Genomic DNA, 24603 nt, shown 5'->3' with positions numbered 1-24603 from the left:
CTCTCCCTGAATTCATACTATGAAAAGGTTTTCAGCTTGATGCAAAAAAACACCCCTAAAGGGGTGGTTTGAGGTGTAACAATTACCTTATCAGATCCCGTATGGGGCTCTCTACCTGTTTCCGGTGACTGGTTACACTTATTTACACTTTGCTCAGATAGACCTTGAATTTGGCATCGCTGCTGATCACTTCAGTCCGTTTGAAGTGCGTCTCCAGTATAGGCTGATATCGCAGGAAGGCGTTGGCAACTATCGTCAGCGAGCCCTGGGACTGCAGATGATCCGGCGCCTTGGCCAGGAAGGTCTCGGTGGCCGCGTAGAAGGTCTTGAGGCCGGCGTGGAACGGCGGATTGGAGACGATCCGGCCAAATTTCCCCTGGATGTCGGAATAGACGTCGGATGCCCACACCTCGCCCTGCAGACCGTTGATGGCCAGGGTGCGGCGGCTGGACTCCAGCGCCAGCGCGTTGATGTCCACCATGGTGACTTTGAGCCCGGGATTGCGCTTGGCCAGCACCGAGCCAATCACCCCGGCGCCGCAGCCGAAATCGAGCAGCGATCCCTGCATGGCTGGCAGGCTGGCCAGCAGCATCTGGCTGCCGAGATCCAGTTCGGATGCACTGAACACACCGGGCAGGGCCAGCACGGTCAGTTCGGTGTCGCCGGCCTGGCATTGATAGCGACCAAACCAGCTATCCAGCTCGAACGGTTCAACCGGTTTGCTCAGCTCGCCGTGATAGAGGGAGCAGCGGCGCGCCGAGTCGCGTTTGACCGGCTTGTCGCCATAGGGGGCCAGCAGCTTGTCGGCCCCATTGATGCCGCCGCGGTTTTCACCGGCGAGGAACAGCTCGGCACCGGCTTCCAGCAGCGGGGTCATCATGGCCAGCAGATACTGGGCCTCGGCCTTGGCCTTGGGCATCAGCAGCAGCAGGGCATCGAAACGGGGGGCGCCGCCGAGCTGATGGTCGAACAGGATGGCATCCCCCAGCGCGGCCTGCTGGCTGCGGTAGTAGCAGTAATCCGTGGTAAAGACGGTGAGGGAGTGGGTCAGGGTCGCCAGCTGGCGCGGATAGTCATCCTCCAGCGCGCCGCACACCAGCAGCCGCTTGCCGACAAAGAGGGCTTGGTTTCGTTCCAGCATCTGGCTGACGGCACTGATCGGGCTGCTCATCGGGTCTCTCCACGCAATTTTGGGCGGCCATTATACATAGCCGCTTTCGCCTTGACATTTATGCCGTGTTCCCGAAATATGCCCAGACACCATTTTTTGAGCAGAGATGACGCAATGCGGTTCAACGGGTTGAAACGAAAGCATAAAAAAAGCCTGACATTCGGGCCTGCCGACGTTCGCGCGTAACCTCTCATCCCTGAGCAGATTCAAACCCCGGTTGCGCACATCGTACCGGGGTTTTTTATTGCCACATTCATGAGTCAACGGAGAAGGAAATTCCATGTTCAAAGGTTCAATCGTCGCCCTGATCACCCCCTTTCGACAGGGCAAGCTGGATGAAGAGGCGCTGGCGCGTCTGGTGGAGTGGCATATCGAGCAGGGTACCCACGGCATAGTGCCGGTGGGCACCACGGGCGAGAGCCCGACCCTGACTCATGACGAACACTGCCGGGTGGTGGAGCTGGTGGTCAAGCTGGTGGCGGGCCGCATTCCGGTGATTGCCGGGGCCGGCTCCAACAACCCGGTCGAGGCGATCGAGTACACCCGTCATGCCGAGCAGGCGGGAGCCGATGCCACCCTGCACGTGGCCGGTTACTACAACCGTCCAAATCAGGAGGGGCTCTACCACCACTTCAAGGCTGTGCACGACGCCACCAGCAAGCCGATCATCGTCTACAACATCCCGCCGCGCGCCATCGTCGACGTGCAGCCGGCCACCCTGGCCCGACTGGCCGAGCTGCCGCGCATTGCCGGGGTGAAAGACGCCACCGGCGATCTGGCCCGCCCCTGGACCGAACGCCAGCTGATCAAGAAGCCGTTTGCCTGGCTGTCCGGTGAAGATGCGACCGCAGTGGCCTACAACATCGGCGGCGGTCAGGGCTGCATCTCGGTGACTGCCAACGTGGCGCCCAAGCTGGTGGCCGAAGTGCAGAACCTCACGCTGGCCGGCCAGTGGCAAGCCGCGCGTGAGCTGCAAGACAAGCTGATTCCGCTCCATCAGGCGATGTTTGCCGAGCCGAGCCCCGCCGGTGCCAAGTATGCGGTCTCCCTGCTGGGCTTTTGCAGTGAGGAGTGCCGCCTGCCGGTGATGCCGCTGTCCGAGGCGACGCGCACCCGTATTCGTGACGCGATGCAGGCATTGAATCTGTTATAAAAAGTGGGCTCTGGATCGCGCTTTTGACTGGCTAGTCAATTAAAGTGAAATGTTTGTCGATATACTCGCTTGGATACAACCAAGGATGACAGGCATGCAGGAATGGGATCCAGAGCACTTCACCAGTTTTGAACATCTCTGTGAAGTGACGCTGGCGGCAGTCAGGGAAAAAACCGAAGCCGAACAGATCTACTTGTGGCTGCGGGCGCCCGAGTCCCAGCTATACAGCTTTCAGCTCGAACAGGGGCTGGTCTGCCTGACTGCCGACGCCCTTGCTACGCTCCAGCTGCCAATCGTTTTCATCGAACATGCCCTCGACAAGGGACAGCTGGTGGTGGAGCAGCTAGCCCACCCTCACGATATCTGGGAGACGGTGGAGCCGCAGACGACACGCTTGCGCGCCTGTTTCCCGCTCAAACGCCACAAGGGGCTGGAGGCGGTGGTCTATCTGGAGACCCGCCGCCGCCTCGATCGTCTCTCCCGTCGCCAGCAACAGAGCATTCAGCTGCTGATGCACTATCTTGCCGCCGAGCTGGAGAGCCGGTTGCTCGCCAGTCAGATCGATCTGGAGCGGGATCAGCGGCGGCATACCCAGGCCGACCTCATCCGCAGCCAGGCGCTGCAAGGCTCCTTCCTCAGCATGCTGCAGGCGCTGCATCAGGTGGGGGTTCAGCTCTCCCGCTGCGACAGCGAGCATCAACTGCTGCGCGAGGCCGTGGTGCTGGCCCGCCAGGAGCTGCAGTTCGATCGCATCGCCATCTTCCTGGTCGACGCCGAGTTCAAGACCATGCACGGCACCTGGGGTACCAACGAGGCGGGCGAGCTGATCGACGAACATCACTTCATCAGTCCCATTCCCGATCACCCCACGGTGCAGGAGGCGCTGCGCCGCAAGGACTATGTGCTGGTGCTGGAGGATGCGCCGCTCTACTACGAAAAGCAGGAGGTGGGTCGCGGCTGGAACGCCATGGTGTCACTGTGGGATGGCGCCACCCCGATTGGCTGGATTGCGGCCGACAACCTACTGTGGCGTCGACCACTCAAGGCCTATCAGAGCGAGATCTTCAAGCAGTATGCGGCCATGCTCTCCCAGTTGCTGATCCGCCAGCGTACCCAGGAGGCGCTTGAGCGTTTCAATCGTGAACTGGAGCAGCGGGTCAGCGAGCGCACCATGCAGTTGGCGGAGACCAACCGGGCACTGGAGGAGGCCAACAAGCGCCTGTCGCTGCTGTCGCTGGAGGATCCGTTGACCGGCATCGCCAACCGCCGCCACTGGGATCTCACCATGCAGCGGGAGTGGGAGTGGGCGCGCCGCCATCAGAACCTGCTGGCGGTGCTGATGATCGATGTGGATGAGTTCAAGTCCTACAACGACCACTTCGGCCATGCCAAGGGGGACCAATGTCTGCAGCAGGTCGCCCGTCTGCTGCAGGAGGCGGAGCGGCGGCGCACCAACCTGGTGGCACGCTATGGTGGCGAGGAGTTCGTGATCCTGTTGTGTGGTCCGCAACCCGGCGAAGCGGAGCGATTGGCGGAACAGATTCACCAGGGGCTCAGCGAATTAAAGATCCTGCATCCGGCCTCCCGAGTTGCTGATTTCATTACGGTTAGCATAGGCTTTAGCTATCTGGTTCCCTCGCTGGATGGAACATGGCAGAGCTTGACCGAACAGGCTGATCAGGCGCTCTATCATGCCAAATCGCAGGGGAGGGCGTGTACGCTAGCCTATCGGTGAGCCCATGTTGTTACGTCGCTACCCCATCTTCAACCGCCGCCTCGCCCTCGTCGCCTATGGCATCGACTATCAGCTTGCCGACCCGTCCGAATGGACGCTGCTGGCGGCCCAGTGCCGGTTGCTGGCACAGGGGCGACAATACCTGCTGCCCTTCACCCACGAGCAGCTCGATGAACTGCGTCCCCTGCTGTTCGATCAGGACACCATACCGCTGGTCGAGGCTTCCGCCGATCGGTTGCCCGCCTCCTTCCCCGTGCTGGAGCAGTGGCGCGACTACCGGCGCCGGCTGGCGGTGCACGGTGCCCAGCGCGAGCCACGCTGGTTCAACGCCTCCCGGCTGCTGGTGTTCTGGATGGGCGAAGAGGGGATCCGCCAGCCGACCGAGCACAAGCGGATGGCGCTCGACATCGAGACCTGGGGAGACTTCCTGCCGCTCAAGGAGGCGGGGGTCGACTTCTTCGCCGGCGGTTTTCTCGCCCGCCCCGAGCTGGTCAACCAGCGCGCCGCCCAGCCGGACATGAAGCTGGTGCAGGAGATACTGCAACTGATCTGCCGCGAGGAGTTCTCTTTTGCCCGGGTGGCTACCCTGCTGGAGCAGGATGCCTGGTTGCCGGGGCAGTTGCTGAGTTATGTCAACGCCCCCGGTTTCGATCACGCCAGCCCCATCGTCTCGGTCACCCGGGCGCTCTCCTATCTGGGGGAGCAGGAGATCCGCAAGTTCGTGCTCATCTACGGGCTGGCCAGGGTCAGCCAGCACATGCCGGAGGCCTGCACCCGCATGGCCATCGCCCGTGGCCGCTTCTGCGAGCTGATCGCCCTGAATGCGCTCGGCAAGGCGGCCGCCAGCTGGGCCTTTCTGGTGGGGTTGGTACTGGATGGCTCGCTGCTCTCCGAGCAGCTCAAGGCCCACCTGCCCAAGGACGTGAGGCGGGCGCTGGAGTCTCGCGAGGGGCCGCTCTTTCATCTGTTCCAGCTGGTGAAGAGCTATGAACAGGGAGATTGGCCCTTGCTGGCCCAGCTGGCGCCCACTTATCAGCTGGAGCCCGCCAGACTGACGCCCATCTATTTTCAGGCACAAATGTGGGGGCAAGCGTTTCTCGCCACCTAGGTCGTGGCGAGCGGGGATGGCTCTGGCTAGAATGGGGACCCTTTGTTCAGAGACAGACTCCGCACATGACCCTATCCGGATTTCAAGGCCTGGTATTTGACCTCGACGGCACCCTGGTGGACTCCATGCCGCTGCACCTCGCCGCCTGGGCGCACACGGCCCGCGAATTTGGCTTTCACTTCGATGCCGACTGGTTCTATGAGCTGGGCGGCATGCCGAGCCGCAAAATCGCCCTGCTGGTGGCCGAGCAGCAACAGATCGCCCTGGATCCGCTCATCGTGACCCGCTGCAAGACCGAACACTACGTGGCCAACCTGCACAAGGCGACCGTCTTCCCGGCCATGCTGGAACTGGTTGAGCGCTATCATGGCCGCATCCCGATGGGGATCGGTACCGGCTCGCCCCGCATCAATGCCGAGGCCGTGCTGCGCAACACCGGGCTGGACCGCTACTTCCCCGTGGTGGTGACCGCCGACGATGTGGAGCTGCACAAGCCTCATCCCGATACGTTTCTGCTGGTCGCACGTCGGCTGGGGGTCGAGCCGGCAGGCTGTCTGGTATTCGAGGATACGGGGATCGGCGTGCAGGCTGGTCAGGCTGCGGGGATGCAGACCTGCATGGTCAGGGATGGCCGACCGGTCGACTTGCAGTATTGAAGGGAAGAGAGAGAAAACGGATGGTTCTACTCGGAGGAAGAGTGGAGTCCATTCTCATACGGGACAGACATGATACATGAGAATGGACTCGGTCACCCTTTGACGCAGCAATGGCGTCGGGGTGACCCAGGCAAGTGCATTACTGCTCGCTGCTACCGCCGCCCTGGTTGTCGTCGTAACGACCGGGCGCGCCATGGGGGCGCGGCGCCATGGAGACGCGGGGTTTGCGGGCACGCTGGATGCTGACCTGCGGCCGGCCGGAGTGCATGGCGATGGTGGAAATCTTGGCCTTGTAGACCAGCTGCTGATTGCCGTGGGCATCGGTCAACAGCACGCTGTACTGGTCGAAACCGCTGATGGTCCCCTCCAGCTTGATGCCGCTCACCAGGAAGATGGCGACCTGACTGCGATTCTTGCGCAACCAGTTGAGGGCAGAATCTTGCCCGTTCCCGAGGGAGAAGGCTTGCTCAATCGTGGAGTAGCTTGGGGATTCAGTTGTCATAAATTATTGTCCCGCGGAAAAAAAGTGGCGTTTGATTGTGCTAAATGGTCACTTGCTTGTCAAAGTCATTCTCACACCTGACCCGGATGGTGCAACGACAGGGCTGGTCGGCGCGGGCCGCTGCTGTAATAATTGGCGGCTCTGGCCCCGTGGCGGGCCTCATGCTGGGGTTTCATCTTGCATCCGGTTTCACACCAACACCAACCCACCTATACCCATGACGCCACCGCGTGCGAAGAGTGCGACCTGCTGGTGCCGGCCACCACGCTGGCCGTGGGGGAGGCGAGCAGCTGCCCGCGTTGCGGTCACACCCTGAGCCGTCATCTGCCGGAGCAGGAGCGCAGGCCCATCGCCTATGGCTTTGCGGCCATCATCATGTTTGTGCTCTCCAACTCCTTTACCTTCATGTCCTTCTCCGCCAAGGGGGTGGGGCAGGAGATGACCTTTCTGCAGTGCATCACCACTCTGGTGGATCAGGGCTACCTGTTCCTCGGGGCTGTGCTGAGCCTGACCCTGATCGGCCTGCCGCTGGTCTATATCGGTTCCATCATGCTGGTGCTGTGGCGGGTCGACAAGGATCTGCACAGCAACGCCCTGCGCTCCCTCGGCCGGCTGCTGTGCCGGATCAAGCCCTGGCTGATGGTGGATGTGTTCCTCATCGGGGTGCTCATCTCGCTGGTCAAGCTGATGGGGATGGCCGACATCAAGATGGGCCTGTCGTTCTGGGCGTTCGTCGGCTACACGGTGCTGCTGATCAAGATGATCTCGTCGCTGGACCGGATGTGGCTGTGGCAACGATTGTTCGGGCCGAGCGAGCTGCACGGGCTGACGGTGGAGGATGACGAAGCCAGCGCCATGACCTCCGGGCTGGTGGGCTGCCACATCTGTGGCGCCCTAAGCGAGGCCGGTGCCGACAGTTGCAAACGGTGCGGCGATCATCTGCACAGCCGCAAACCGGGTGGGCTGAACCGGACCTGGGCGCTGCTCTTCACCTCGGTGATCCTCTACATACCGGCCAACCTCTATCCCATCATGGACACCGTCTTCCTCGGGGATGACAGCCCCTCCACCATTCTCGGCGGGGTGGTGCTGCTGTGGGCCATGGGCTCCTATCCCATTGCCGCGGTGATTTTTTTCGCCAGCGTGGTGGTGCCGCTGGTCAAGATCCTGGCGCTGCTGTGGCTCTGCTACATGGTGCAGCGCGGCCAGGGGGCATCGCCCCTTGGCAAGCTCAAGCTTTATCGCATGACTGAATTCGTGGGACGCTGGTCGATGATCGACGTCTTCGTGGTGGCCATCCTGGCGGGCCTGATCCGGCTCGACAACCTGATGACCATCTATCCGGGCCCTGCGGCCGTCGCTTTTGCGGGTGTGGTGCTGATCACCATGGTGGCAGCCATGAGCTTCGATTCCCGCCTGATCTGGGATTTACAACAAGGAGAACGCGAACGTGAGTGAGCGTAAGAAAAGGTGGAAACCCGGCTCTGATTTTCTGAGCTCGGCCGCCGCTATCTGGATGGTGCCGCTGCTGGCGCTGTTCATCGGGATCTGGATGCTGTTCCAGCACTGGTATTCACAAGGTCCCAGTTTCACCCTGACGGTGGCGACGGCCGAAGGCATAGTGGCGGGCAAGACGGTGATCCGCTCCCGCGAGGTGGAAGTAGGCCGCATCGAGGCGGTGGAGCTCAGCGAGGACTACAGCCATGCGGTGCTGAAGGCCCGTTTGACCAATGCCGCCGCCGGCATGCTCAAGAAGGACAGCCAGTTCTGGGTGGTCAAGCCCAGGGTCGGCCGGGAGGGGGTCTCCGGCCTCGGTACCCTGCTCTCCGGCGCCTACATCGAACTGGCACCCGGCAAGAAGGGCAAGGCCCGCGACGAGTACGCCATGCTGGACAAGCCGCCACTGGCCTCCCAGGACGCCAAGGGGCTGCGATTATCGCTGAGCAGCCGCGACACCCGGGCACTCGGGGTCGGCTCGCCCATCAACTATCAGGGCTTCACCATAGGCCAGGTGGAAGAGGCGAAGTTCCTGCCCGAGAAGAGCGAGATGCAGTATCAGATCTTCATCAACGCCCCCTATGACGTGCTGGTGAGCAGCAACTCCCGCTTCTGGATGACCCCGGGTTTCGAGGTCTCCATGAGCAGCGAGGGGATGAAGGTGAAGATGGATTCGCTGGAGAGCCTGCTGGACGGCGGCATCACCATGGGGCTGCCGCCCGGCTGGGCGCCCGGCGAGCCGGTCAAGCAGATGGATGACTTCACCCTGTTCCAGGACCAGGCCAGCGTACTGGCCGGTAGCCTGGATCAGTTCATCGACTACGTGTTCCTGTTCGAGGACAGCGTCGGTGGCCTGCATCCGGGCGCAGCGGTGGAGTATCGCGGCATCCGGGTCGGCACCGTCATCTCGGCCCCCTATCTCATCGACGAGAAAGGGGTGCAGATGTTCCAGAGCCGGCAGATCCCGGTACTGGCGCGGATCGAGGTGCAGCGCCTCTCCCACCGTTATGCCAATGCGGAGAAGGAGCAGTGGCGGGCGCTGTTCGGCCGGCAGTTCAAGGAGGGGTTGCGAGCGACGCTCAAGACCTCCAGCCTGCTGACCGGGGGCAAGGTGGTGGATCTGAACTTCTATCCGGATGCGCCCAGGTTCCAGCCCACCAAGCTGGCGGGCTATCAGGTGTTCCCGACCGTACAGGCCGGGCTGGATCAGATTGAGCGCAAGGTGAACCAGATCCTCGACAAATTCGTCGACATGGACACCGCCAAGACGCTGAACCAGGTCAACCACACCCTGGTGACCCTGGAGCAGACCCTGAAGAACGTCAGCGCGGTGAGCGCCAATCTGGACAAGTTCACCGGTCAGAGCGCGACCCAGCAGTTGCCGGCGTCCCTCAACGACAGCCTGAAGCAGTTGCAGAGCACGCTGCAGGAGTACGATGCCAACTCCCAGACCAACCAGGATCTGCGGCAGTCGGTGCAGTCGCTCAACCAGCTGATGCGCGAGTTGCAGCCGCTGGTGCATTCGCTCAACGAGCAGCCGAGCTCGTTGATTTTCGATCGGGCTCGCCCCCGTGATCCCGAGCCCAAGCGAGGTCAATGATGAAGAAACAGATGATGGCGCTGGCCTTGCTGGGCCTGTTGGCGGGTTGCAGTTCTGCGCCGACGCAGCTGCACTACTACTCCCTCGACGCCGAGGCGCAGCAACCGGCCGCAGTGGTGGCTCAGCCGCAGCACCAGCTGGTGCTCAAGCCGGTGTCCCTCTCCGGCCAGCTGGATCGGATGAGCCTGGTCTATCAGCTGGAGGGCAAGGAGTTGCACTTCGCCGAGTATCACCGCTGGGCGGGGTCGCTGGATGCCCAGCTCGATCAGCTGACTCTGAACGGCCTCTCCAGTCGCTTGCCGGGTTGGGTGGTGCGGCAGGATGGTGCCCGTAAGGGGCCGGTGCTGACCATTTCGGTGGAGCGCTTCCAGGGCCGCCACGACGGGCGCGCCGTGCTGAGCGGCCGCTGGCGCCTGCTGACCGAAGAGGGCACGGTACTGCGTGACGTCCCCTTCCAGCAGGTGCGGGTGCTGCCGGCCGATGGCTACGGCACTCTGGTGAGCGAGCTGGGAGCTGGCTGGCAGCAACTGCTCGACCAGATTGCGGCAGAGGTGCGCAAGGGCGCCTGACGCTGTGCCGCTGCACGACCCAAAATGGAACGGGAGGCCTTGGCCTCCCGTTTTTTCATTCGTGGCTGTCAGCCACGCTTGAGGATCACTGCTGAACTTCCGAGATCCCTTCGACCTTGACCTCAACCCGGCGATCCGGGGCCAGGCAGACGATCAGCTCTTTCTTGGACTTGCTGGTGCAGCTGTCGCCGGTGACCGGATTGCCCTTGCCGCGACCTTCCACGTTGACCTTGCCTGCCGGCAGGCCCTTGCCGACCAGATAGTCGGCGACGGTCCGAGCGCGCTGCTCGGAGAGCTTCTGGTTGTAGGCATCGGAGCCGATGCGGTCGGTATAGCCGATCACGGTGGCGACGCCATCCTTGGGTCTGGCCTGCTCAATCTGGCTGTAGAGGTTATCCAGCGCCTGGCCGGCGGCCGGCTTGAGGGTGGCCTTGTTGAAGTCGAACAGCACGTCCGAGCTCAGGGTGAACTGCTTGTCGACCACTACCGGCTCGGGCGCCGGGGCCGGCACCGGTGCGGCCACCACGGGGGCTACCTGACCGAAGCGATAGACCACGCCGACCGCCAGCAGGCCGTTGTCGAGTTCGGCCCCGGTCTTGTCGAGCGCCTTGTCGCCGAGCGGGGTGGTGTACTGGTATTCGAGACGGGCGGCCCAGTCGCGGTTGAAGGCGTATTCGGCGCCCAGGGCACCGACGAAGGCGGCGCCGTTGTCATTGTCCAGCTGCTTGCTGTCGGTCCAGGCGTAGGCGCCACCCAGGCGGGTATAGAGATCCAGGCTCTCGCTGACCGGCAGGCCGATCTTCATGGTGAGCTGGGCCAGCTGGGCCTTGATCTCGTCCCGGCTGATGTCGGTGGGGATCAGCTTGTCGGTCGCCGTGTACTTGTATTTGCCGAGCCAGTCATAACCGAGCTCGACACCGAGGTTCTGGTTGATTTGATAGCCGAGGAAGGCGCCGGCACCGACGTCATTCTTGTCCTCTTCGCTGATGGCGTAGTCGTCCTTGATAGCCTGGTTGTGATCGACGCCATAGAAGTTGGACCAACCCAGCTTGGCACCGCCATACCAGGTGTTGTCCTGTCCGGCTGCCTGGGCGTTGGCCGCAAGCAAGCCTGAAACCAGCAAGGTAATCAGTGTTTTATTCATGTTGAGCCTCTGCAATTTCATATTGTTGGGGGGAGGTTGATAGGGTCGCCTCTCCTTATGGGTCGGGGCTTATAGCACAGCCACAACAGATTAAGGGTAGTCGCTTTAAGCAGGTTCTCAACCAACTGATATAAAACATAATGTGATTACCATTGCCGCAATTTGCCGCGGAAGTTTGCGCTCTGGCGAGGGAGCGCAATAGTTAACCGAGGCGGATTTGCTGCGAGGTCGGCATGAACATCAGATGGATATGGCTGTGCTGGGCATTGTGGCTGGCGCCGGGCTGGGCGGCCGAGACCCTGCAGGTGGTGACCGAGGACTATGCGCCCTACAACTATCTGGAGGAGGCTGACGTCAAAGGGCTGGGCACCGAGGTGGTGGAGGCCATGCTGGAGCAGGCCGGCTTCGAATACACGCTGGATATCTACCCCTGGGCGCGGGCCATCTCGCTGGCGCGCAGCCGCCCCAACGTGCTCATCTACAGCATCAGCCGCTTCCCCGAGCGCGAGGCACAGTTCCAGTGGATCGGGGCGATAGCGCAGATCAATTTTCACGTCTTCGCCCTGGCCAAGCGGGACGACATCAAGCCGTTCAGCCAGCTGTCGCAGGCACGGGCCTGGTCCATCGGTACGGTGCGCAACGATGCGCTGGAGCAGTACCTGATCGGCCGCAAGTTCTCCAACCTGCAACGCAACAACAACCACGAGGCCAACATGCTCAAACTGCTGATGGGGCGCATCGATCTCTGGCCGGTATCGCAGGAGACGGCCAACTACTACGTGCGCCAGGCGGGCTATGGGCCGGAGGCCCTCAAGATAGTGCACGACATCGAGGATTTTACCGGAGGCGATCTGTACGTGGCGGCGAGTCTGAAGACGCCGCCCGAGGTGATCAAGCGACTGCAGGAGGCGCTGGCCACCATCAAGCAGAACGGCATCTACGACGGCATCGTCAAGCGCTACCGCTGAGCGGTGGGCCCGCCGGGGCAGCACAACAAAAAAGGGCCGACTGTCGTCGGCCCTTTTTCATCAGTGGGCGAGGAACTCGTATTGAGCCTCGATGAAGGCACCGGCACGCTCGCTCAGGGCGGCGTGCACGACGGTGGTAGGGTGCACCTGATCCCAGAACATCTTGCCTTCGCAGTCGAGGGTGCTGGCGCTGCGCCGCACCATGGGGCTGGCAACGGCCTGGGCCAGCAGCGGGTTGCCGGCGATGGCGAGCCGCTCCTGCGGGTTGAAGGCGGAGAGGCTGCTGTCGCTGGCGACACTGGCTGCACTGCGGGAGGCAAACGGCTTCCACACATAGCCGCCGCCGTAGCAGGCGTTCTCGGTGTCGCTCAGGCCGAAGTTCTGCGGCTCGCGCAGCATCTCGGCGAACTGCTTGTCGATCTCGAACAGCTTGACGATGCCGGTGGGGGCCAGCTGGCGTGCCAGGTTCAGCAGCAGCTGGTTGTGGTAGGCGGAGACATGGCTGGCCGCCTCGACCACCTTCTGGCTGCGGGCCGAGGGGTTCTGGCCCAGATCCGGCAGGTTGAACAACAGAATCTGCTTGGCGCCGTTCAATACCATGCGGTTGGCCGCATCGCTGATGGCGTCGCGCACCCGCTTGGCATCCTGTTCAGTGTTCCAGCCATAGGCCAGGTAATCGTTGGCGCCGACCCAGAGGATCACCAGATCATCGGGCTTGAAGCTGTCCTTTTGCAGGAACTGGGTCACCTCGTAATCCAGGTTGTTGATGACCTGATACTTGGGATTCCAGGAGATCTTGTTGTAGGCCACCGCGGTGGCGCCCCCTTCCGCCTCGTTGGCGATGGTGAGCCCCGGGAACTGCTGGGTCAGCTGCTCCAGCCAGACCGGCCCGTTGGAGAAGCGACCCTGATAGTAGGGAGGGCTGGAGGGGAGGTAACCGCGCATCTTGCTGTACATCTTGCCGGTATCGGAGAGGCTATCGCCAAACATCACGATCCGGGAGAAGGCGGGGCGACTGTCGGCTGCCTGAACTGTCAGCGCGAAGAGTCCCAATAAACACACAAACCATTTCTTCATCTTGTTGTTCTCATTGGTTGGAAGCAGGTGGTGCCTGCAGACTGTTCCTCGATAGGCAAAGGTGCTGGGAAGCTGTTTTGCCATCTTGCAGGGTATCTAGCCGAATTTAATTTCGCAGTATGCGGTATGGATTAAATCGATTACGGTCACACCGCTGTCCCCCAGATGGGGAGGCTTCACGTTTGTTTCACGCACCGGTCGGCACACTGCTCCCGTACCCAATGACAGGAGCATGAAATGAACAAGGCAAGCGTAATCGGTCTGTTGACCCTGATGTCCATCTCTTCTTTCGCCATGGCGGCCTATACCGGCCCGCAGGAGCAGAACAAGGTGTCCGTCGCGCAGTTGAAGGATCTGGCCGATGACAGCTGGGCCACCCTGGAAGGGAAGCTGGTCAAGCACCTGGGCGGCGAGAACTACATGTTCCGCGACGCCAGTGGCGAGGTGGAAGTGGAAGTGGATCAGGATGTGTGGCGCGGCACCGAGGTGGGCCCGGACGATCTGATCCGCATCCGTGGCGAGGTGGACCACAGCTGGAACAAGACCGAAGTGGAGGTAGAGAGCCTGGAGAAGGTGGGCGCCGCCCCGCAGAGCAAGGGCGGTTTCATCGCCAAGTAAGGCCTGACCCCCTACGCCAGACGTAACAAGGGCGCCTCCATGAGGCGCCCTTTTGTCTTGGTCTGCTTAGCCGGTACGGGCCAGCGTGCGCTTGAAGCCCTTCTCGGCCTGATTGACCTTGTAGAGATAGCGCCTGGCTTCCGCCTTGGGGTGCTGCTCGGTCAGGATCTGGTACACCGCCTCGGGCGAGAGCTGGTTGATCATGCCTGGCGCCGCCTTGCGGTCGCTGGAGAAGGTGTTGAGCACCCCGCCGGCGCCGCCGTTGTAGGCGGAGATGACGGCGTAGCGACGCGAGCGCGGATCCTGGATGTCCACCAGATAGACGGTCTGCAGCAGGTGCAGGTAGGCGGTCCCGACATCGATGTTGTAGGCCGGGTTGAACAGATCCTCACGGGTCGGCTGGCCGCTCTTGCCCTTGACCCGCACGTAGACGTCCCGCCCGGCGGTGGCCGGGATCACCTGCATCAGGCCGTAGGCGTTGGCATGGCTGACCGCATAGGGGTTGAAGCTGCTCTCGGTCTTGATCACCGCGTAGATCAGGCTCTCGGCCACCCCGTACTTGCGGGAGGCTTCGCGGATCAGGCTGGCGTACTTGTAGCCCCGTCGGTCCTCGTGGTTGGCCACCATGGGGATGTCGACGAAGAAGATGGTGCGAATGCCGAGGGTGCGCTTCTTCATCGCCGTGTTGAGCAGGTAGTCGGCATAGCGCTCGGCGCGCCAGTCGAAGCGGATCGGCTGGCCCTGGTTGTCCAGCACCTGGCCGTAGAGGAAGGGCTCGCCGCCGGGCAGGATCTCGGCGTCGGAGTAAAGATCCACTTCCGCCGGATCGTCCGGGGTGAGCAGGGTCTCGATGATGGCGCGGCGCAGGTGGGAGCGCGGGTCGATGCCGGAGACGGTCTCGACCATGATGTGGCCGCTGGAGAAGTCGATGTGGGCCCGGCTCTTGTACTGATCCGTGTATTTGACGTAGTCAAACTTGCCCGCAAACAGCGCCTCACGCCCCCATATCTCGTTCACGTTGTGGGAGAGCGCGCTGATCATGTGTTCGAAACCGCGGATGTCCTTGCCGTTGACGAGATCGTCATCCTCGTTGCCATTGGGCTTGGGGGAGGATGAGCAGGCAGAGAGAAACAGCAGGGTGCACAGCAGCCAGAAAATTCGGCCCATAGAGTCCTCAAACTGGGCGGCGGGCCGCCCGTCACTTCCGTCGTTGCCGTGAGTCGGCGGGGCCGGCCTGCGCAGGCCGGCCCCGTTCACGGGTTATTTGCTGGGCGGGGTATAACCGTCGATGGCCACTTCACCCGCTTCGAACAGGTAGTTCACCATCTCTTTCTCCAGCAGCTGGCGATGCTCGAGGTTCATCATGTTCAACTTCTTCTCGTTGATCAGCATCACCTGCTTCTTCTGCCACTCGGTCCAGGCTTCCTTGCTGATGTTGTCAAAAATGCGCTTGCCGAGTTCACCGGGGTAGAGCTGGAAATCGAGACCCGGGCCCTCTTTCTTCAGGCGCTGGCAAAATACGGTACGGCTCATGTTGACCTCTATGGTTGTAAGTCCGGATAGGCGAGCAGACGGGCCGTGGCGGCCGCCAGACCCACCTCTGCAGGATGGCGTAAGTTATACCAGAGTCGGTTATCCGCTTCCATGAGCAGGGGGGCCGGCGGCGCGTCGGTTTCGAGCAGCATGGGCCGGATATCGAGGTGAAAGTGGCTGAATGTATGGCGAAAACCGGCCAGTTCGCGGGGTTCGCTACCGGTCAGGCCGAGCCGCTGCAACAGCCCCGCCACCTCGGCGTCCGACTCCACCTGGGGGAAGCAGTAGAGCCCGCCCCAGATCCCTTGCGGCGGCCGCTTCTCCAGCAGCAGCTGATCGCCGTGGCGGATGAGCAGCATGATGCCGGTACGGGCCGGGATGCTCTTCTTGGGCTTGCTGTTGGGGTAGGCGGTGGGGTTGCCCTGCGACAGCCCCTGGCAATCCTCCCGCACCGGGCAACGCTCGCAAGCGGGCTTGCTGCGGGTGCAGACGGTGGCACCCATGTCCATCATGGCCTGGTTGTAGTGGGCCACCCCGAGCTTGGGGGTGAAGCGGGTGGCCAGCTCCCACAGATCGTTCTCCACCTGCTTCTGGCCGGGCCAGCCGGGCAGGGCCAGCCAGCGGGTGAGCACCCGCTTCACGTTGCCATCCAGAATGGCGTGGGGCTGGCCAAGGGAGAGGGAGAGCACGGCGCCCGCGGTGGAGCGGCCGATCCCCGGCAGCGCCATCACCTCCTCCAGCCGCTCCGGGAAGAGGCCGCCATGGAGGTCGCGGATCTGCTGGGCCGCCTTGTGCAGGTTGCGGGCGCGGGCGTAATAGCCGAGCCCGGTCCAGTGGTGCAGCACCTCGTCGATGGGGGCGTCGGCCAGTGCCAGCACGTCGGGAAAGCGGGCCATGAAGCGCTGATAGTAGGGAATGACCGTAGCGACCTGGGTCTGCTGCAGCATGATTTCCGAGACCCAGACCCGGTAGGGGGTCTTCTCCTGTTGCCAGGGCAGGGTCTTGCGGCCGTGGAGCTGATACCAGTCCAGGATCCTGGTGGCGAAGGTCGCGTTATCTGAGTTGTTCACATTATGCTCATGTTATTGATTTAAAACTAAATTGACTAACGTGTAGCGGTCTTGGCGCTGACACCAGTGCAACGCCCGGTTGGCGAAGGTGGTGTTGTTCGGATTGCTCACGTTGTTCTCATGTTATTGATTAAAAAGGGGAGCTCTCAGGCTCCCTCTTGAAATGGTGGCCAGCCTCGGGCTGGCAGGGGCGCGCTTCAGCCGCGCCAGTCCTGCAGCGCCTTGAGGCTGACGTTCTGGCCGCCCACCTGCAGGATGATGTAATCCTGGGCGATGGCGAGCAAGGTGACGCCGGGGGCGACCTCGCTGCCTTCCCGGTAGGTGCGCCCGTTCAGGGTCACGGCCCGGTTGGCCGGATTGGAGGAGAAGACGTGGGCACCGTAGGCCAGCGGCGGCACCTGCTGGCGGAGTGCCGGCGGCAGGGCGCTGAGTGGCGTGGCCTGCAGTTCGGCCGGCACCTGTGGTGGCGCGCTCTGCTGCTGCAACGGGGTGCTGTTGAGGGCATTGAGGATGCGCTCGGCCAGCCCCTGGCTGCTGTCGGCGGGCGCCGGTGCGGCTTGGGCATCGGTTTTGGGGATGACCACGGGTTCGGGCGGCGGCGGTGGCAGCGGACGGGTGATCATCGGCCTGGGCTCGACTCGCACGAAGGGTGGCGTCACCACCTCCTTCACCTCCACCGTCTTCTCGATGGGGCGGTTGTTGAGCAGGTGCCAGCCGTAGTTGGCGGCGGCCCCCATCACCAGCGCCAGCGGGGCCAGCAGCCACCAGATCCAGCGCCTGGGTTGTTCCTCTTCCTGGCTGACCGGCAGCCCCATCGCCGGGATGTGCGGGGTGAACTGGGGCTGGTCGGCTCGCCGCAGCGCCTTGAGCAGGGTGGACATCAGGAAGCCTCCTCCGACAGTGTGTTGATGGCATCGTCATCCTCTGCCGGGTCCAGCCTGGCCGGCTTGCTGGCCCGCTGGGCTGGGTCTTCCAGCTTCGGCATGGGTTCGCCAGCCATCACGTTGAGGCGCAGCAGGGTGTTGCTGCCGGCGATGCCGTCCGGGTTCAGGCCCTGGGCGCGCTGGAACTGCTGCAGCTTGGTCTTGAGCTCGGCATCGAAGCGGCGGACCTTGCGATCCGGCTGCTGCAGGGCCCGGCTGAGGGCGTTGTCGAGCCACTGTACCTGGCTGGGGCCGGCGTTGTTGCCGATCAGGGTGACACCGCCCTTGGGCATGCGCCACAGCAGGGTATAGCTGCCACCCCAGTAATCGCTCAGCCACTGCCTGTCCACCTGCCAGCTCTGGTTGCCGATGAGCAGGTTGGCCTTGTCGGGGCCGAGGTTGACCAGGGTGGCGTAATAGGTGCCGCCGGTCTCGTCGGTCAGGCTGACGAGGGCGGGATACTGCAGGGCCTGCAGATCGGCCAGGGAGGCCTCGCCCTCCTGGCAGCGCAGGCCGGCGCGCGGCGCGTTGTCGCAGGTCGCCTCTTCCAGCTCGGTCTGGTAGCCCCACACCTTGTAGAGATTCTGCATGGCGCTGTCCGGTTCCAGCGCCTGATTGATGGCGCGGGTCAGCTGCTCCTGCTGCTCCGGGGTGTCGTCCACCTTGACCGGCACCTCCACCGTGACCACCGGGCGGGTCGGGAAGAAACCGAAGAACTGCCAGCCCCACCAGCCAGTGGCCACCAGCAAGGCGCCGACCAGCGCCACCATCAAGCCGGACTGCCAGGTGCCCTCGTCACGGATGCCGCTCACCTCGAAGGCCGCCAGGCTGATGTCACCGTGCACTATCTTGTGGCTGCCGCGGGCAAAGGCGGCGATCAGGGCGCGATCGCAGATGAGGTTGATGAGGCGCGGGATGCCGCCGGAGAGGCGGTGCAGGGTCTGGATCGCTCTGGGGGTGAAGATGGGTTGCACGCAACCAGCCACCTGCAGGCGAAAGCGAACATAGGCGTCCACGTCCTGGCAGGAGAGCGGCAGCAGGTGGTAGCGGGCGGTGATGCGCTGGGCCAGCTGGCGCAGCAGGGGCTGGCGCAGCATCTGCTGCAGCTCGGGCTGGCCGATGAGCACCACCTGCAGCAGCTTCTTCTCGTCGGTCTCCAGGTTGGTGAGCAGGCGCAGCTGTTCCAGCACGCCGGGCAGCAGGTGCTGGGCTTCGTCCACCAGTACCACGCTGCGCTTGCCTGCCGCCAGATTGGCCAGCAGGTGATCGCGAATGAGGTCGAACAGCTGCTTGAGGCCGGCATCCTGGCCATAGGCCAGCTGGAACTCGTCGCAGATGGCGGCCAGCAGATCTCGTTCGGTCAGGGATGGATTGAGGATGTAGGCGATCTCGGTCTCGGCCGGCAACTGCTGCAACAGGCAGCGGGAGACGGTGGTCTTGCCGGTGCCCACTTCCCCGGTCAGCAGCACGAAGCCGCCCCCATCCTGCAACCCGTAGTTGAGGTGGGCGAGGGCTTCCCCGTGGCGTTCACTCATGTAGAGGTATTTGGGATTGGGCGAGATGGAGAACGGGTGCTCCGACAGACCGAAGAACTGTGTGTACATAAGGATCCATTCCGTTGTTATGGGCGGCAGGTTAAAGCCTCCCCAAAGGGATGTCAAAGACCCGGATGCCATAAGGGGGGCCAGCGCGCACCCTGATTTGCCGGCGGGAGAAAGGGCGCCGCCGGGTTGGTTGGCGAGGCGGGTGGCGAGGGGCGTTTTACCTCTCATTGGGCCGTCATGGGCTCGTCCCGCCGACGGGGCCATGGGGCAGCCATAGTCTCCACCGGCCAAACCGGTATAATCGGGACAGGTTTATCAAGGGAGACACAGCTTGCAGACTTATCTGGTTGGGGGCGCGGTGCGGGATCGCCTGCTGGGATTGCCGCAGGGCGACAGGGATCACCTGGTGGTCGGGGCGACCGTGGAACAGATGCTGGCACTGGGCTTTACCCAGGTGGGCCGCGATTTTCCCGTGTTCCTGCACCCCAAGACCCAGCAGGAGTACGCGCTGGCCCGCACCGAGCGCAAGCAGGGCCGCGGTTATACTGGCTTCGTCTGCCACGCCTCGCCGGAGGTGACGCTGGAGCAGGACCTGCTGCGCCGGGATCTCACCGTCAACGCCATCGCCGAGGATGAGGCGGGGCAACTGCACGATCCCTATGGCGGCATCGAGGATCTGAAACAACGGCTGCTGCGCCACGTCTCCCCCGCCTTTGCCGAAGATCCGCTGCGCATTTTGCGGGTGGCCCGCTTCGCCGCCCGCTTCCACGCCCAGGGCTTCGTGGTGGCCCCCGAGACGCTGGCGCTGATGCGCGAGATGACCGAGGCCGGCGAGCTGGCTCACCTGACCCCGGAGCGGGTCTGGAAGGAGCTGGAGAAGGTGCTGCTGGGACCGACTCCGCAGGTGTTCTTCGAGGTGTTGCGCGAGTGCGGCGCCCTGGCGGCGCTGTTCCCCGAGCTGGATGCCCTGTTCGGGGTGCCTGCCCCCGCCAAGTGGCACCCGGAGATCGATACCGGCATCCACACCATGATGGTGTTGGCACAGGCCTGCCGGCTTTCGCCCGAACTGGCGGTGCGCTTCGCGGCGCTGTGCCACGACTTTGGCAAGGGGCTGACCCCGCCGGAGTTCTGGCCGAGCCACCACGGCCACGGCCAGAAGGGCTTGCCGCTCATCCGCGATTTCTGCGAGCGGTTCCGGGCACCGAACGAGTGCCGCGATCTGGCGCTGCTGGTGAGCGACCTGCACACCCATATCCACATCGCCTTCGAGCTGAAGCCCGCGACCCTGCTCAAGGTGTTCGACAAGGCCGATGCCTGGCGCAGGCCGGAGCGCTTCGCCCAGTTGCTGGACGCCTGCCGCGCCGACTTCCACGGCCGCACCGGCTTCGAGGAGCGGGTCTATGCCGAGCCCGACTATGTGGCGCGGGCGCTGGCGGCGGCCCAGGCCGTGCCGGTGAAGGAGATAGTGGCGGCCGGGTTCAAGGGGGAGGCTATTCGCGAGCAGCTGGCCAAGCGGCGGCTCGACGCCATCAGCCGGGTGCGTGATGAGTGGACCTTCCTCGAGGATTGACGAGGCAGGAGACGAAACATGGACAAAAAAGCCCGGGTCACTGACCCGGGCTTTTTCATTGCTGCGCCTGCACGGCAGGCAAGTGGCTATTCACCTGGGCCGAAGCGCCCCTGCACGGGGTCGTAGAAGTAGTCCTGATAGTTGAAGTCGATCCCCTCGATGTAGGGATTCTCCAGCCGGAACAGCCGGCGGGTATGGAGGTGGGCGAAGCTCAGGGAGGGTTTGAAGGTCTTCAGCCAGAGCGCCTGCAGGGAGCCGTCGCGCCAGGCGGCCTTGAGCCCCTGCTGTACCCGGGCGATGGCCTGTTGGTTGCTGTTGTGGGTGAAGAAGACCCTGGGCAGCGGATAGTAGAGCGCCACGTTCTCATCCATCACCAGCCCGGGGACATCACTGTGATTCAGTTTCTCCTGGGGCAACTCGTTGATCCCGCGGCAGAAGAGTGCGAAACGGCCACGCGCCACCATCTTGAACAGCTGCTCGTAGCCCTCCACCTCCTGCACCTTGAAACCGGCCCGCTGCAGGATCTGCACGTCGAGCCAGCCCTTGCCCTGACCGATGTCGAAGCGCTTGAGTCCCTCCAGGCTGGTCACTCCGGCGACGGCGCTCTGCTGCTCGGGGCTGACGAAGCAGATGCGGTAGCTGACGATGCCGAGGTGGATGGGAAAGCGCACGTAGTCGATGCCGCTCATGTCCCGGTCGGAGCGGTAACTGTCCATGGCGAACAGGTTGGGGTAGTCATTGAAGCGCAGGCTGACCCACATCCGGGCCAGGGTCATGGGGGGCGCGGCCTGCATCCGGTAGTCGCCGTGGCTGGCGCGAGTCTTCTCCAGCGCCAGGCGCAGCAGCTCGCGATCATAGGTGCTTCTGGGGTCGTGCTCGCTCTCCGGACTCATGTAGGTGAACAGGGTCGGGCTGGCCAGCACGGGCAGGGCCAGCAGCAGGGCAAGCAGCGGGGTCCAGTGCATCATGAGCTCCTGTGAAAGGCTGAGACTCCTCTGAGTGTAGTGGCTCTCCCCGGCGGCGGGCGGGGAGCCGCCGGAGTCACTGCTTGCCGCTGGCCGGCTCGCCGGGCCCGAAGCGCTGGGTGAGGGGATCGTAAAGATAGGGCTGGTAATCGAAGTCGAGCCCCTGCAGCAAGGGGTTGTCCAGCCTGAACAGCAGCCGCTGGTCCAGCCTGGCGAAATCCAGCGCCGGCTTGAAGGTCTTGAGCCAGAGCGCCTGCAGGGAGCCGTCCTGCCAGGCCAGCTGCAGGCCGGCCCGAACCCGGCGCAGGGCGTGCTGGTTGTCCTTGTGGCTGTAGAAGAGGTGGATGAAGGGGTAGTAGAGCGCCAGATGCTGGTCGACCGTCAATTGCCCCAGATCCCGGTGCGTATCCAGTTCGGTCAGCAGCTCGTTGGCCCCCCGGCAGAACAGATCCACCCGGCCGCGCACCACCAGCTTGAACAGCCGCTCGTAACCCTCCACCTCCTGCACCTTGAAGCCGGCACTGCGCAGTATGTCGGCATCCTGCCAGCCGCGGCCCTGGCCATGGCTGAACTGCTGCAGCTCGTGCAGGGTGTGTACTTGGGCCACGGCCTGCTGCTGCTTGGGGCTGACGAAGCAGATGCGATAGCCGAGGATGCCGAGATCCACCGGAAAGCGGACATAGTCGAGGTCGTGGCTCCCCTCCGGGCGCGGGAAGCTGTCGATGGCCAGCAGGTTGGGGTAGAGGTTGTACTGCAGCACCTGACGCAGCCGGGTCCGGCTCATGGGCGGGGCCGGTCGCAGCTCGTAGTCGCCGAAGCTGTCGCGGGTCTTCTCCAGCGCCAGTTGCAGCAGCTGCTGGCCGTAGAGGGTGCGCAGGTCCCGCTCACTCTCGGGGCTGACGTGGGTCACTATGTCCAGGGCCGGCAGAAGGGGGGAGAAGAACAGGCTGCCGGCCAGCAGCCCGAGGATCATCACTCTGTGGTTCATCATACCGCTCACTGCTGTCACATTGAGTTGAGTGTAGCGGCTGTGGCGCCAAGGCTGGGTGCCTGGGCCCGGGAAACCCGGCTTTTACCGACGCGCAGGTTACCAGAACAGCTGGCCGAGCAGGGGGGCCAGCAGCACGGTCACCATGCCGGCGATCATCATCACCATGCTGGAGACCACTCCCTCTTCATTACCCATCTGATAGGCCTTGGCGGTGCCGGCGCCGTGGGCCGAGGCACCAAACCCCGCCCCCTTGCCGAGTCGGCTGCGAATGGCCAGCAGGGTGAGCACGCTTTCACCGACCGCCATGCCGATGACGCCGGTCAGCACCACGAACAGGGCAGTAAGATCGGTCTGGCCGCCGATGGCGCGGGTCGCCTCCACCGCAAACGGGGTGGTAATGGAGCGCATCGCCAGACTGCGCTGCAGCATGTCGGAGAGATCGAGCCAGCGGGCCAGCAGCACGGTACTGCCCACCGCCATCACCACCGAGGCGACCACCCCCACCGACAACGACAGCCAGTGGCGGCGAATGAGCTGGCGGTTCTCGTAGACCGGCACCGCGAAGGCGACGGTGGCTGGCCCCAGCAGCCACAGCAGCCAGTGGGATTCGGCCATGTAGTCCTGATAGGGGATGTGGAACAGCATCACCACCGCCACCAGCAGGGTGGGGGCCAGCAGCAGAGGCATCAGGGGCAGGATGCGCTTCTTGCCGTAGAGCCACTTGCTGGCGTAGTAGAACAGCAGGGTGAGGGCGAAGCAGAGCAGGCCGAGCAAGGTATCAGACATGACGACGACTCCGGCGGGCCAGTTTCAACTCGAGGCGATAGACCCGGTCCACCACCAGCGCCGTGGTGCCGAGCACCAGTATGGTGCTGAGCAGCAGTACCACCATGATGCGCCACCCCTCCTGCAGCAGCAGATCCTGATAGTTGACCACCGCCACCACCGCCGGCACGAAGAACAGCAGCATCTCGGCCAGCAACCAGCGGGCGCCGGCGCTGAACCAGTGGGTCTTGACCACGCCGAGCAGGATCAAGGCCAGCAGGGCCAGCATGCCGGTGAGGTTGGCAGGCAGCGGCAGATGGAAGGTACGTACCGCCAGATCCGCCAGCAGCCAGATGGCGGCCAGCAGGGCGATTTGGAAGGGGGTCTGGAACCAGCGAATGCAGAGGGCTTTCATGATCTAGGTCTTTCTGTGAACTTGCTCACAGTATAGAGAGAGGCCAAACCTGCAAAAAATGAATTTAAATTATCAAAATCATGCCAAAGAGGCATGATCAGGTTTTGCCGTCCGCCAGGAGAGAGCCATGGACATCCGCGCCCTGCGTTACTTTGTCGAACTGGTGCGGGAACAGAGCTTCACCCGCGCCTCCGAGAAGCTGTTCGTCACCCAGCCCACCATCAGCAAGATGATCCGCAACATGGAGGAGGAGCTGGGTCAGCCCCTGTTGAGCCGTGCGGGACGCCGTTTCACCCTGACCGACAGCGGCCGGGTGCTGTTCAACCGGGCCCAGACCATTCTGGCCGAGATGCAGCAGCTGGAAGCGGAGCTCGCCGATCTGCAGAGTCTGCAATTCGGCCGGCTGGCGCTCGGCATTCCGCCCATGGTGGGTCACGTCTATGCCGATCTGATCCGCGCCTACCGCAGTCGCTACCCCAAGGTCGAGCTCTCCATCGTCGAGTACGGCGGCCGGCGTATCGAGCAGGCGGTGCTGGAAGGGGAGCTGGATCTCGCCATTACCATGCTGCCGACCAAGGAGGGGGGCGCCCTCAGTGCGCTGGAGCTGGACCAGTACCCGATCCAGGTGGTGCTGCCCGACCTGCCGCGCTGGCGCGACTGCCCTGAAATCCGGCTGGAGGCGCTCTGCGACGAGCCCTTCTTGCTCTACACCCAGGCCTTCACCCTGAGCGAGCGGCTGGAGCAGGCGTGCCGAGTGGCCGGCTTCGAGCCCCAGGTGGCGGCGCGCAGCAGCCAGTGGGACTTTCTCACCGCCATGGTGCGCAGCGGCATGGGGGTCGCCTTTTTGCCCGAGCCCATCTGCCGGCGGCTGGCGCCGGACGGACTGGTGTTGCGGCCGCTGGTGCCCGAGCTGAGCTGGCGGCTCGGGGTGATCTGGCCGAGCGAGCGCTACCTCTCCCGCACCGCCGAGGCCTGGCTGGCGCTCTGCCGCGAGCAGGGGCAAACCGGCCCCCAAGGCTGAGCGGGCGG

General features: G+C 63.5%; 24 protein-coding genes. 11 read left to right on the top strand and 13 right to left on the bottom strand.

The window, feature by feature from the left end; genetic code table 11:
- Positions 1-142 precede the first annotated feature (142 nt).
- Positions 143-1171, bottom strand: a complete 1029-nt coding sequence (gene rsmC, locus AHA_RS19210) for a 16S rRNA (guanine(1207)-N(2))-methyltransferase RsmC (protein ID WP_011707512.1) — start codon at positions 1169-1171, stop codon at positions 143-145.
- A 280-nt stretch (positions 1172-1451) separates the two neighbouring features.
- On the opposite strand from rsmC, the gene dapA reads away from it, so the two are divergent.
- From dapA to AHA_RS19190, 4 genes are all read left to right on the top strand, one after another.
- Positions 1452-2324, top strand: coding sequence for a 4-hydroxy-tetrahydrodipicolinate synthase (dapA, locus tag AHA_RS19205; protein WP_011707511.1), 873 nt, complete (start codon positions 1452-1454; stop codon positions 2322-2324).
- A gap of 94 nt (positions 2325-2418) precedes the next feature.
- Positions 2419-4059 (top strand): GGDEF domain-containing protein, encoded by a 1641-nt coding sequence (locus AHA_RS19200; protein ID WP_011707510.1) that lies wholly within the window; start codon positions 2419-2421, stop codon positions 4057-4059.
- Between the two features lie 4 nt (positions 4060-4063).
- Positions 4064-5167, top strand: a complete 1104-nt coding sequence (locus AHA_RS19195) for an EAL and HDOD domain-containing protein (protein WP_011707509.1) — start codon at positions 4064-4066, stop codon at positions 5165-5167.
- Positions 5168-5232: 65 nt separating this feature from the next.
- Positions 5233-5823, top strand: coding sequence for an HAD family hydrolase (locus tag AHA_RS19190; RefSeq protein WP_016352117.1), 591 nt, complete (start codon positions 5233-5235; stop codon positions 5821-5823).
- A 139-nt stretch (positions 5824-5962) separates the two neighbouring features.
- Here the strand turns inward: AHA_RS19190 and hfq are convergent, their stop codons facing one another.
- Positions 5963-6325, bottom strand: coding sequence for an RNA chaperone Hfq (gene hfq / locus AHA_RS19185; protein WP_011707507.1), 363 nt, complete (start codon positions 6323-6325; stop codon positions 5963-5965).
- Positions 6326-6502: 177 nt separating this feature from the next.
- Here hfq and AHA_RS19180 point away from each other — a divergent pair, with 177 nt between their 5' ends.
- The 3 genes from AHA_RS19180 to AHA_RS19170 are packed head-to-tail and all read left to right on the top strand — an operon-like array spanning position 6503 to position 9991.
- Positions 6503-7783 carry a paraquat-inducible protein A gene (locus AHA_RS19180; RefSeq protein WP_011707506.1) on the top strand — a complete coding sequence of 427 codons (1281 nt, stop codon included), beginning with the start codon at positions 6503-6505 and terminating at the stop codon, positions 7781-7783.
- A complete protein-coding gene (gene pqiB, locus AHA_RS19175) occupies positions 7776-9422 on the top strand; it encodes an intermembrane transport protein PqiB (RefSeq protein ID WP_011707505.1) in 1647 nt (548 codons plus the stop codon). The genes AHA_RS19180 and pqiB overlap by 8 nt, the downstream gene beginning before the upstream one ends.
- Positions 9422-9991: a PqiC family protein gene (locus tag AHA_RS19170; RefSeq protein ID WP_011707504.1), complete on the top strand. Its 570-nt coding sequence runs from the start codon at positions 9422-9424 to the stop codon at positions 9989-9991. Before pqiB ends, AHA_RS19170 begins: the two co-directional genes overlap by 1 nt.
- Before the next feature lie 85 nt (positions 9992-10076).
- Here the strand turns inward: AHA_RS19170 and ompA are convergent, their stop codons facing one another.
- Positions 10077-11135: a porin OmpA gene (gene ompA / locus AHA_RS19165; protein WP_011707503.1), complete on the bottom strand. Its 1059-nt coding sequence runs from the start codon at positions 11133-11135 to the stop codon at positions 10077-10079.
- A 233-nt stretch (positions 11136-11368) separates the two neighbouring features.
- Between ompA and AHA_RS19160 the strand changes: the two genes are divergently transcribed.
- Complete coding sequence (locus AHA_RS19160; protein WP_043127047.1) at positions 11369-12103, top strand: substrate-binding periplasmic protein; 735 nt, start codon at positions 11369-11371, stop codon at positions 12101-12103.
- A gap of 60 nt (positions 12104-12163) precedes the next feature.
- On the opposite strand, the gene AHA_RS19155 is transcribed toward AHA_RS19160, so the two are convergent.
- Positions 12164-13180: an SGNH/GDSL hydrolase family protein gene (locus AHA_RS19155; protein WP_039214012.1), complete on the bottom strand. Its 1017-nt coding sequence runs from the start codon at positions 13178-13180 to the stop codon at positions 12164-12166.
- 237 nt (positions 13181-13417) lie between these two features.
- Between AHA_RS19155 and AHA_RS19150 the strand changes: the two genes are divergently transcribed.
- Positions 13418-13798: a YgiW/YdeI family stress tolerance OB fold protein gene (locus AHA_RS19150; RefSeq protein ID WP_011707500.1), complete on the top strand. Its 381-nt coding sequence runs from the start codon at positions 13418-13420 to the stop codon at positions 13796-13798.
- Positions 13799-13864: 66 nt separating this feature from the next.
- On the opposite strand, the gene mltC is transcribed toward AHA_RS19150, so the two are convergent.
- The 5 genes from mltC to exeA all read right to left on the bottom strand — a co-directional run bounded on the left by mltC (position 13865) and on the right by exeA (position 18928).
- On the bottom strand, positions 13865-14965 hold the full coding sequence (mltC, locus tag AHA_RS19145; protein WP_005305423.1) for a membrane-bound lytic murein transglycosylase MltC: 1101 nt from the start codon (positions 14963-14965) through the stop codon (positions 13865-13867).
- A 93-nt stretch (positions 14966-15058) separates the two neighbouring features.
- A complete protein-coding gene (locus tag AHA_RS19140; protein WP_005305420.1) occupies positions 15059-15331 on the bottom strand; it encodes an oxidative damage protection protein in 273 nt (90 codons plus the stop codon).
- Between the two features lie 8 nt (positions 15332-15339).
- Positions 15340-16401, bottom strand: a complete 1062-nt coding sequence (gene mutY, locus AHA_RS19135) for an A/G-specific adenine glycosylase (protein ID WP_011707498.1) — start codon at positions 16399-16401, stop codon at positions 15340-15342.
- Between the two features lie 197 nt (positions 16402-16598).
- The gene (exeB, locus tag AHA_RS19130) at positions 16599-17282 is read right to left on the bottom strand and encodes a GspB family T2SS assembly factor variant ExeB (RefSeq protein ID WP_011707497.1); all 684 of its coding nucleotides are present in this window, start codon (positions 17280-17282) and stop codon (positions 16599-16601) included.
- The gene (gene exeA, locus AHA_RS19125) at positions 17282-18928 is read right to left on the bottom strand and encodes a type II secretion system protein ExeA (RefSeq protein WP_164927751.1); all 1647 of its coding nucleotides are present in this window, start codon (positions 18926-18928) and stop codon (positions 17282-17284) included. Before exeA ends, exeB begins: the two co-directional genes overlap by 1 nt.
- A gap of 271 nt (positions 18929-19199) precedes the next feature.
- On the opposite strand from exeA, the gene AHA_RS19120 reads away from it, so the two are divergent.
- A complete protein-coding gene (locus tag AHA_RS19120) occupies positions 19200-20438 on the top strand; it encodes a multifunctional CCA addition/repair protein (protein WP_011707495.1) in 1239 nt (412 codons plus the stop codon).
- An 86-nt stretch (positions 20439-20524) separates the two neighbouring features.
- Here the strand turns inward: AHA_RS19120 and AHA_RS19115 are convergent, their stop codons facing one another.
- The 4 genes from AHA_RS19115 to AHA_RS19100 all read right to left on the bottom strand — a co-directional run bounded on the left by AHA_RS19115 (position 20525) and on the right by AHA_RS19100 (position 23574).
- Positions 20525-21403, bottom strand: coding sequence for a type 2 periplasmic-binding domain-containing protein (locus AHA_RS19115; protein ID WP_011707494.1), 879 nt, complete (start codon positions 21401-21403; stop codon positions 20525-20527).
- A 76-nt stretch (positions 21404-21479) separates the two neighbouring features.
- Positions 21480-22394 (bottom strand): hypothetical protein, encoded by a 915-nt coding sequence (locus tag AHA_RS19110; protein WP_011707493.1) that lies wholly within the window; start codon positions 22392-22394, stop codon positions 21480-21482.
- 96 nt (positions 22395-22490) lie between these two features.
- Complete coding sequence (locus AHA_RS19105) at positions 22491-23180, bottom strand: LrgB family protein (RefSeq protein WP_011707492.1); 690 nt, start codon at positions 23178-23180, stop codon at positions 22491-22493.
- A complete protein-coding gene (locus AHA_RS19100) occupies positions 23173-23574 on the bottom strand; it encodes a CidA/LrgA family protein (protein WP_011707491.1) in 402 nt (133 codons plus the stop codon). Before AHA_RS19100 ends, AHA_RS19105 begins: the two co-directional genes overlap by 8 nt.
- Before the next feature lie 127 nt (positions 23575-23701).
- On the opposite strand from AHA_RS19100, the gene AHA_RS19095 reads away from it, so the two are divergent.
- A complete protein-coding gene (locus AHA_RS19095) occupies positions 23702-24595 on the top strand; it encodes a LysR family transcriptional regulator (RefSeq protein WP_011707490.1) in 894 nt (297 codons plus the stop codon).
- The last annotated feature ends 8 nt before the right edge of the window (positions 24596-24603 follow it).

It is taken from the genome of Aeromonas hydrophila subsp. hydrophila ATCC 7966, assembly GCF_000014805.1.
In the GTDB taxonomy this organism is placed as follows: domain Bacteria; phylum Pseudomonadota; class Gammaproteobacteria; order Enterobacterales; family Aeromonadaceae; genus Aeromonas; species Aeromonas hydrophila.
Note: the sequence above shows the minus strand (reverse complement) of the source record. Positions and strands in the feature narration are given on the sequence as shown.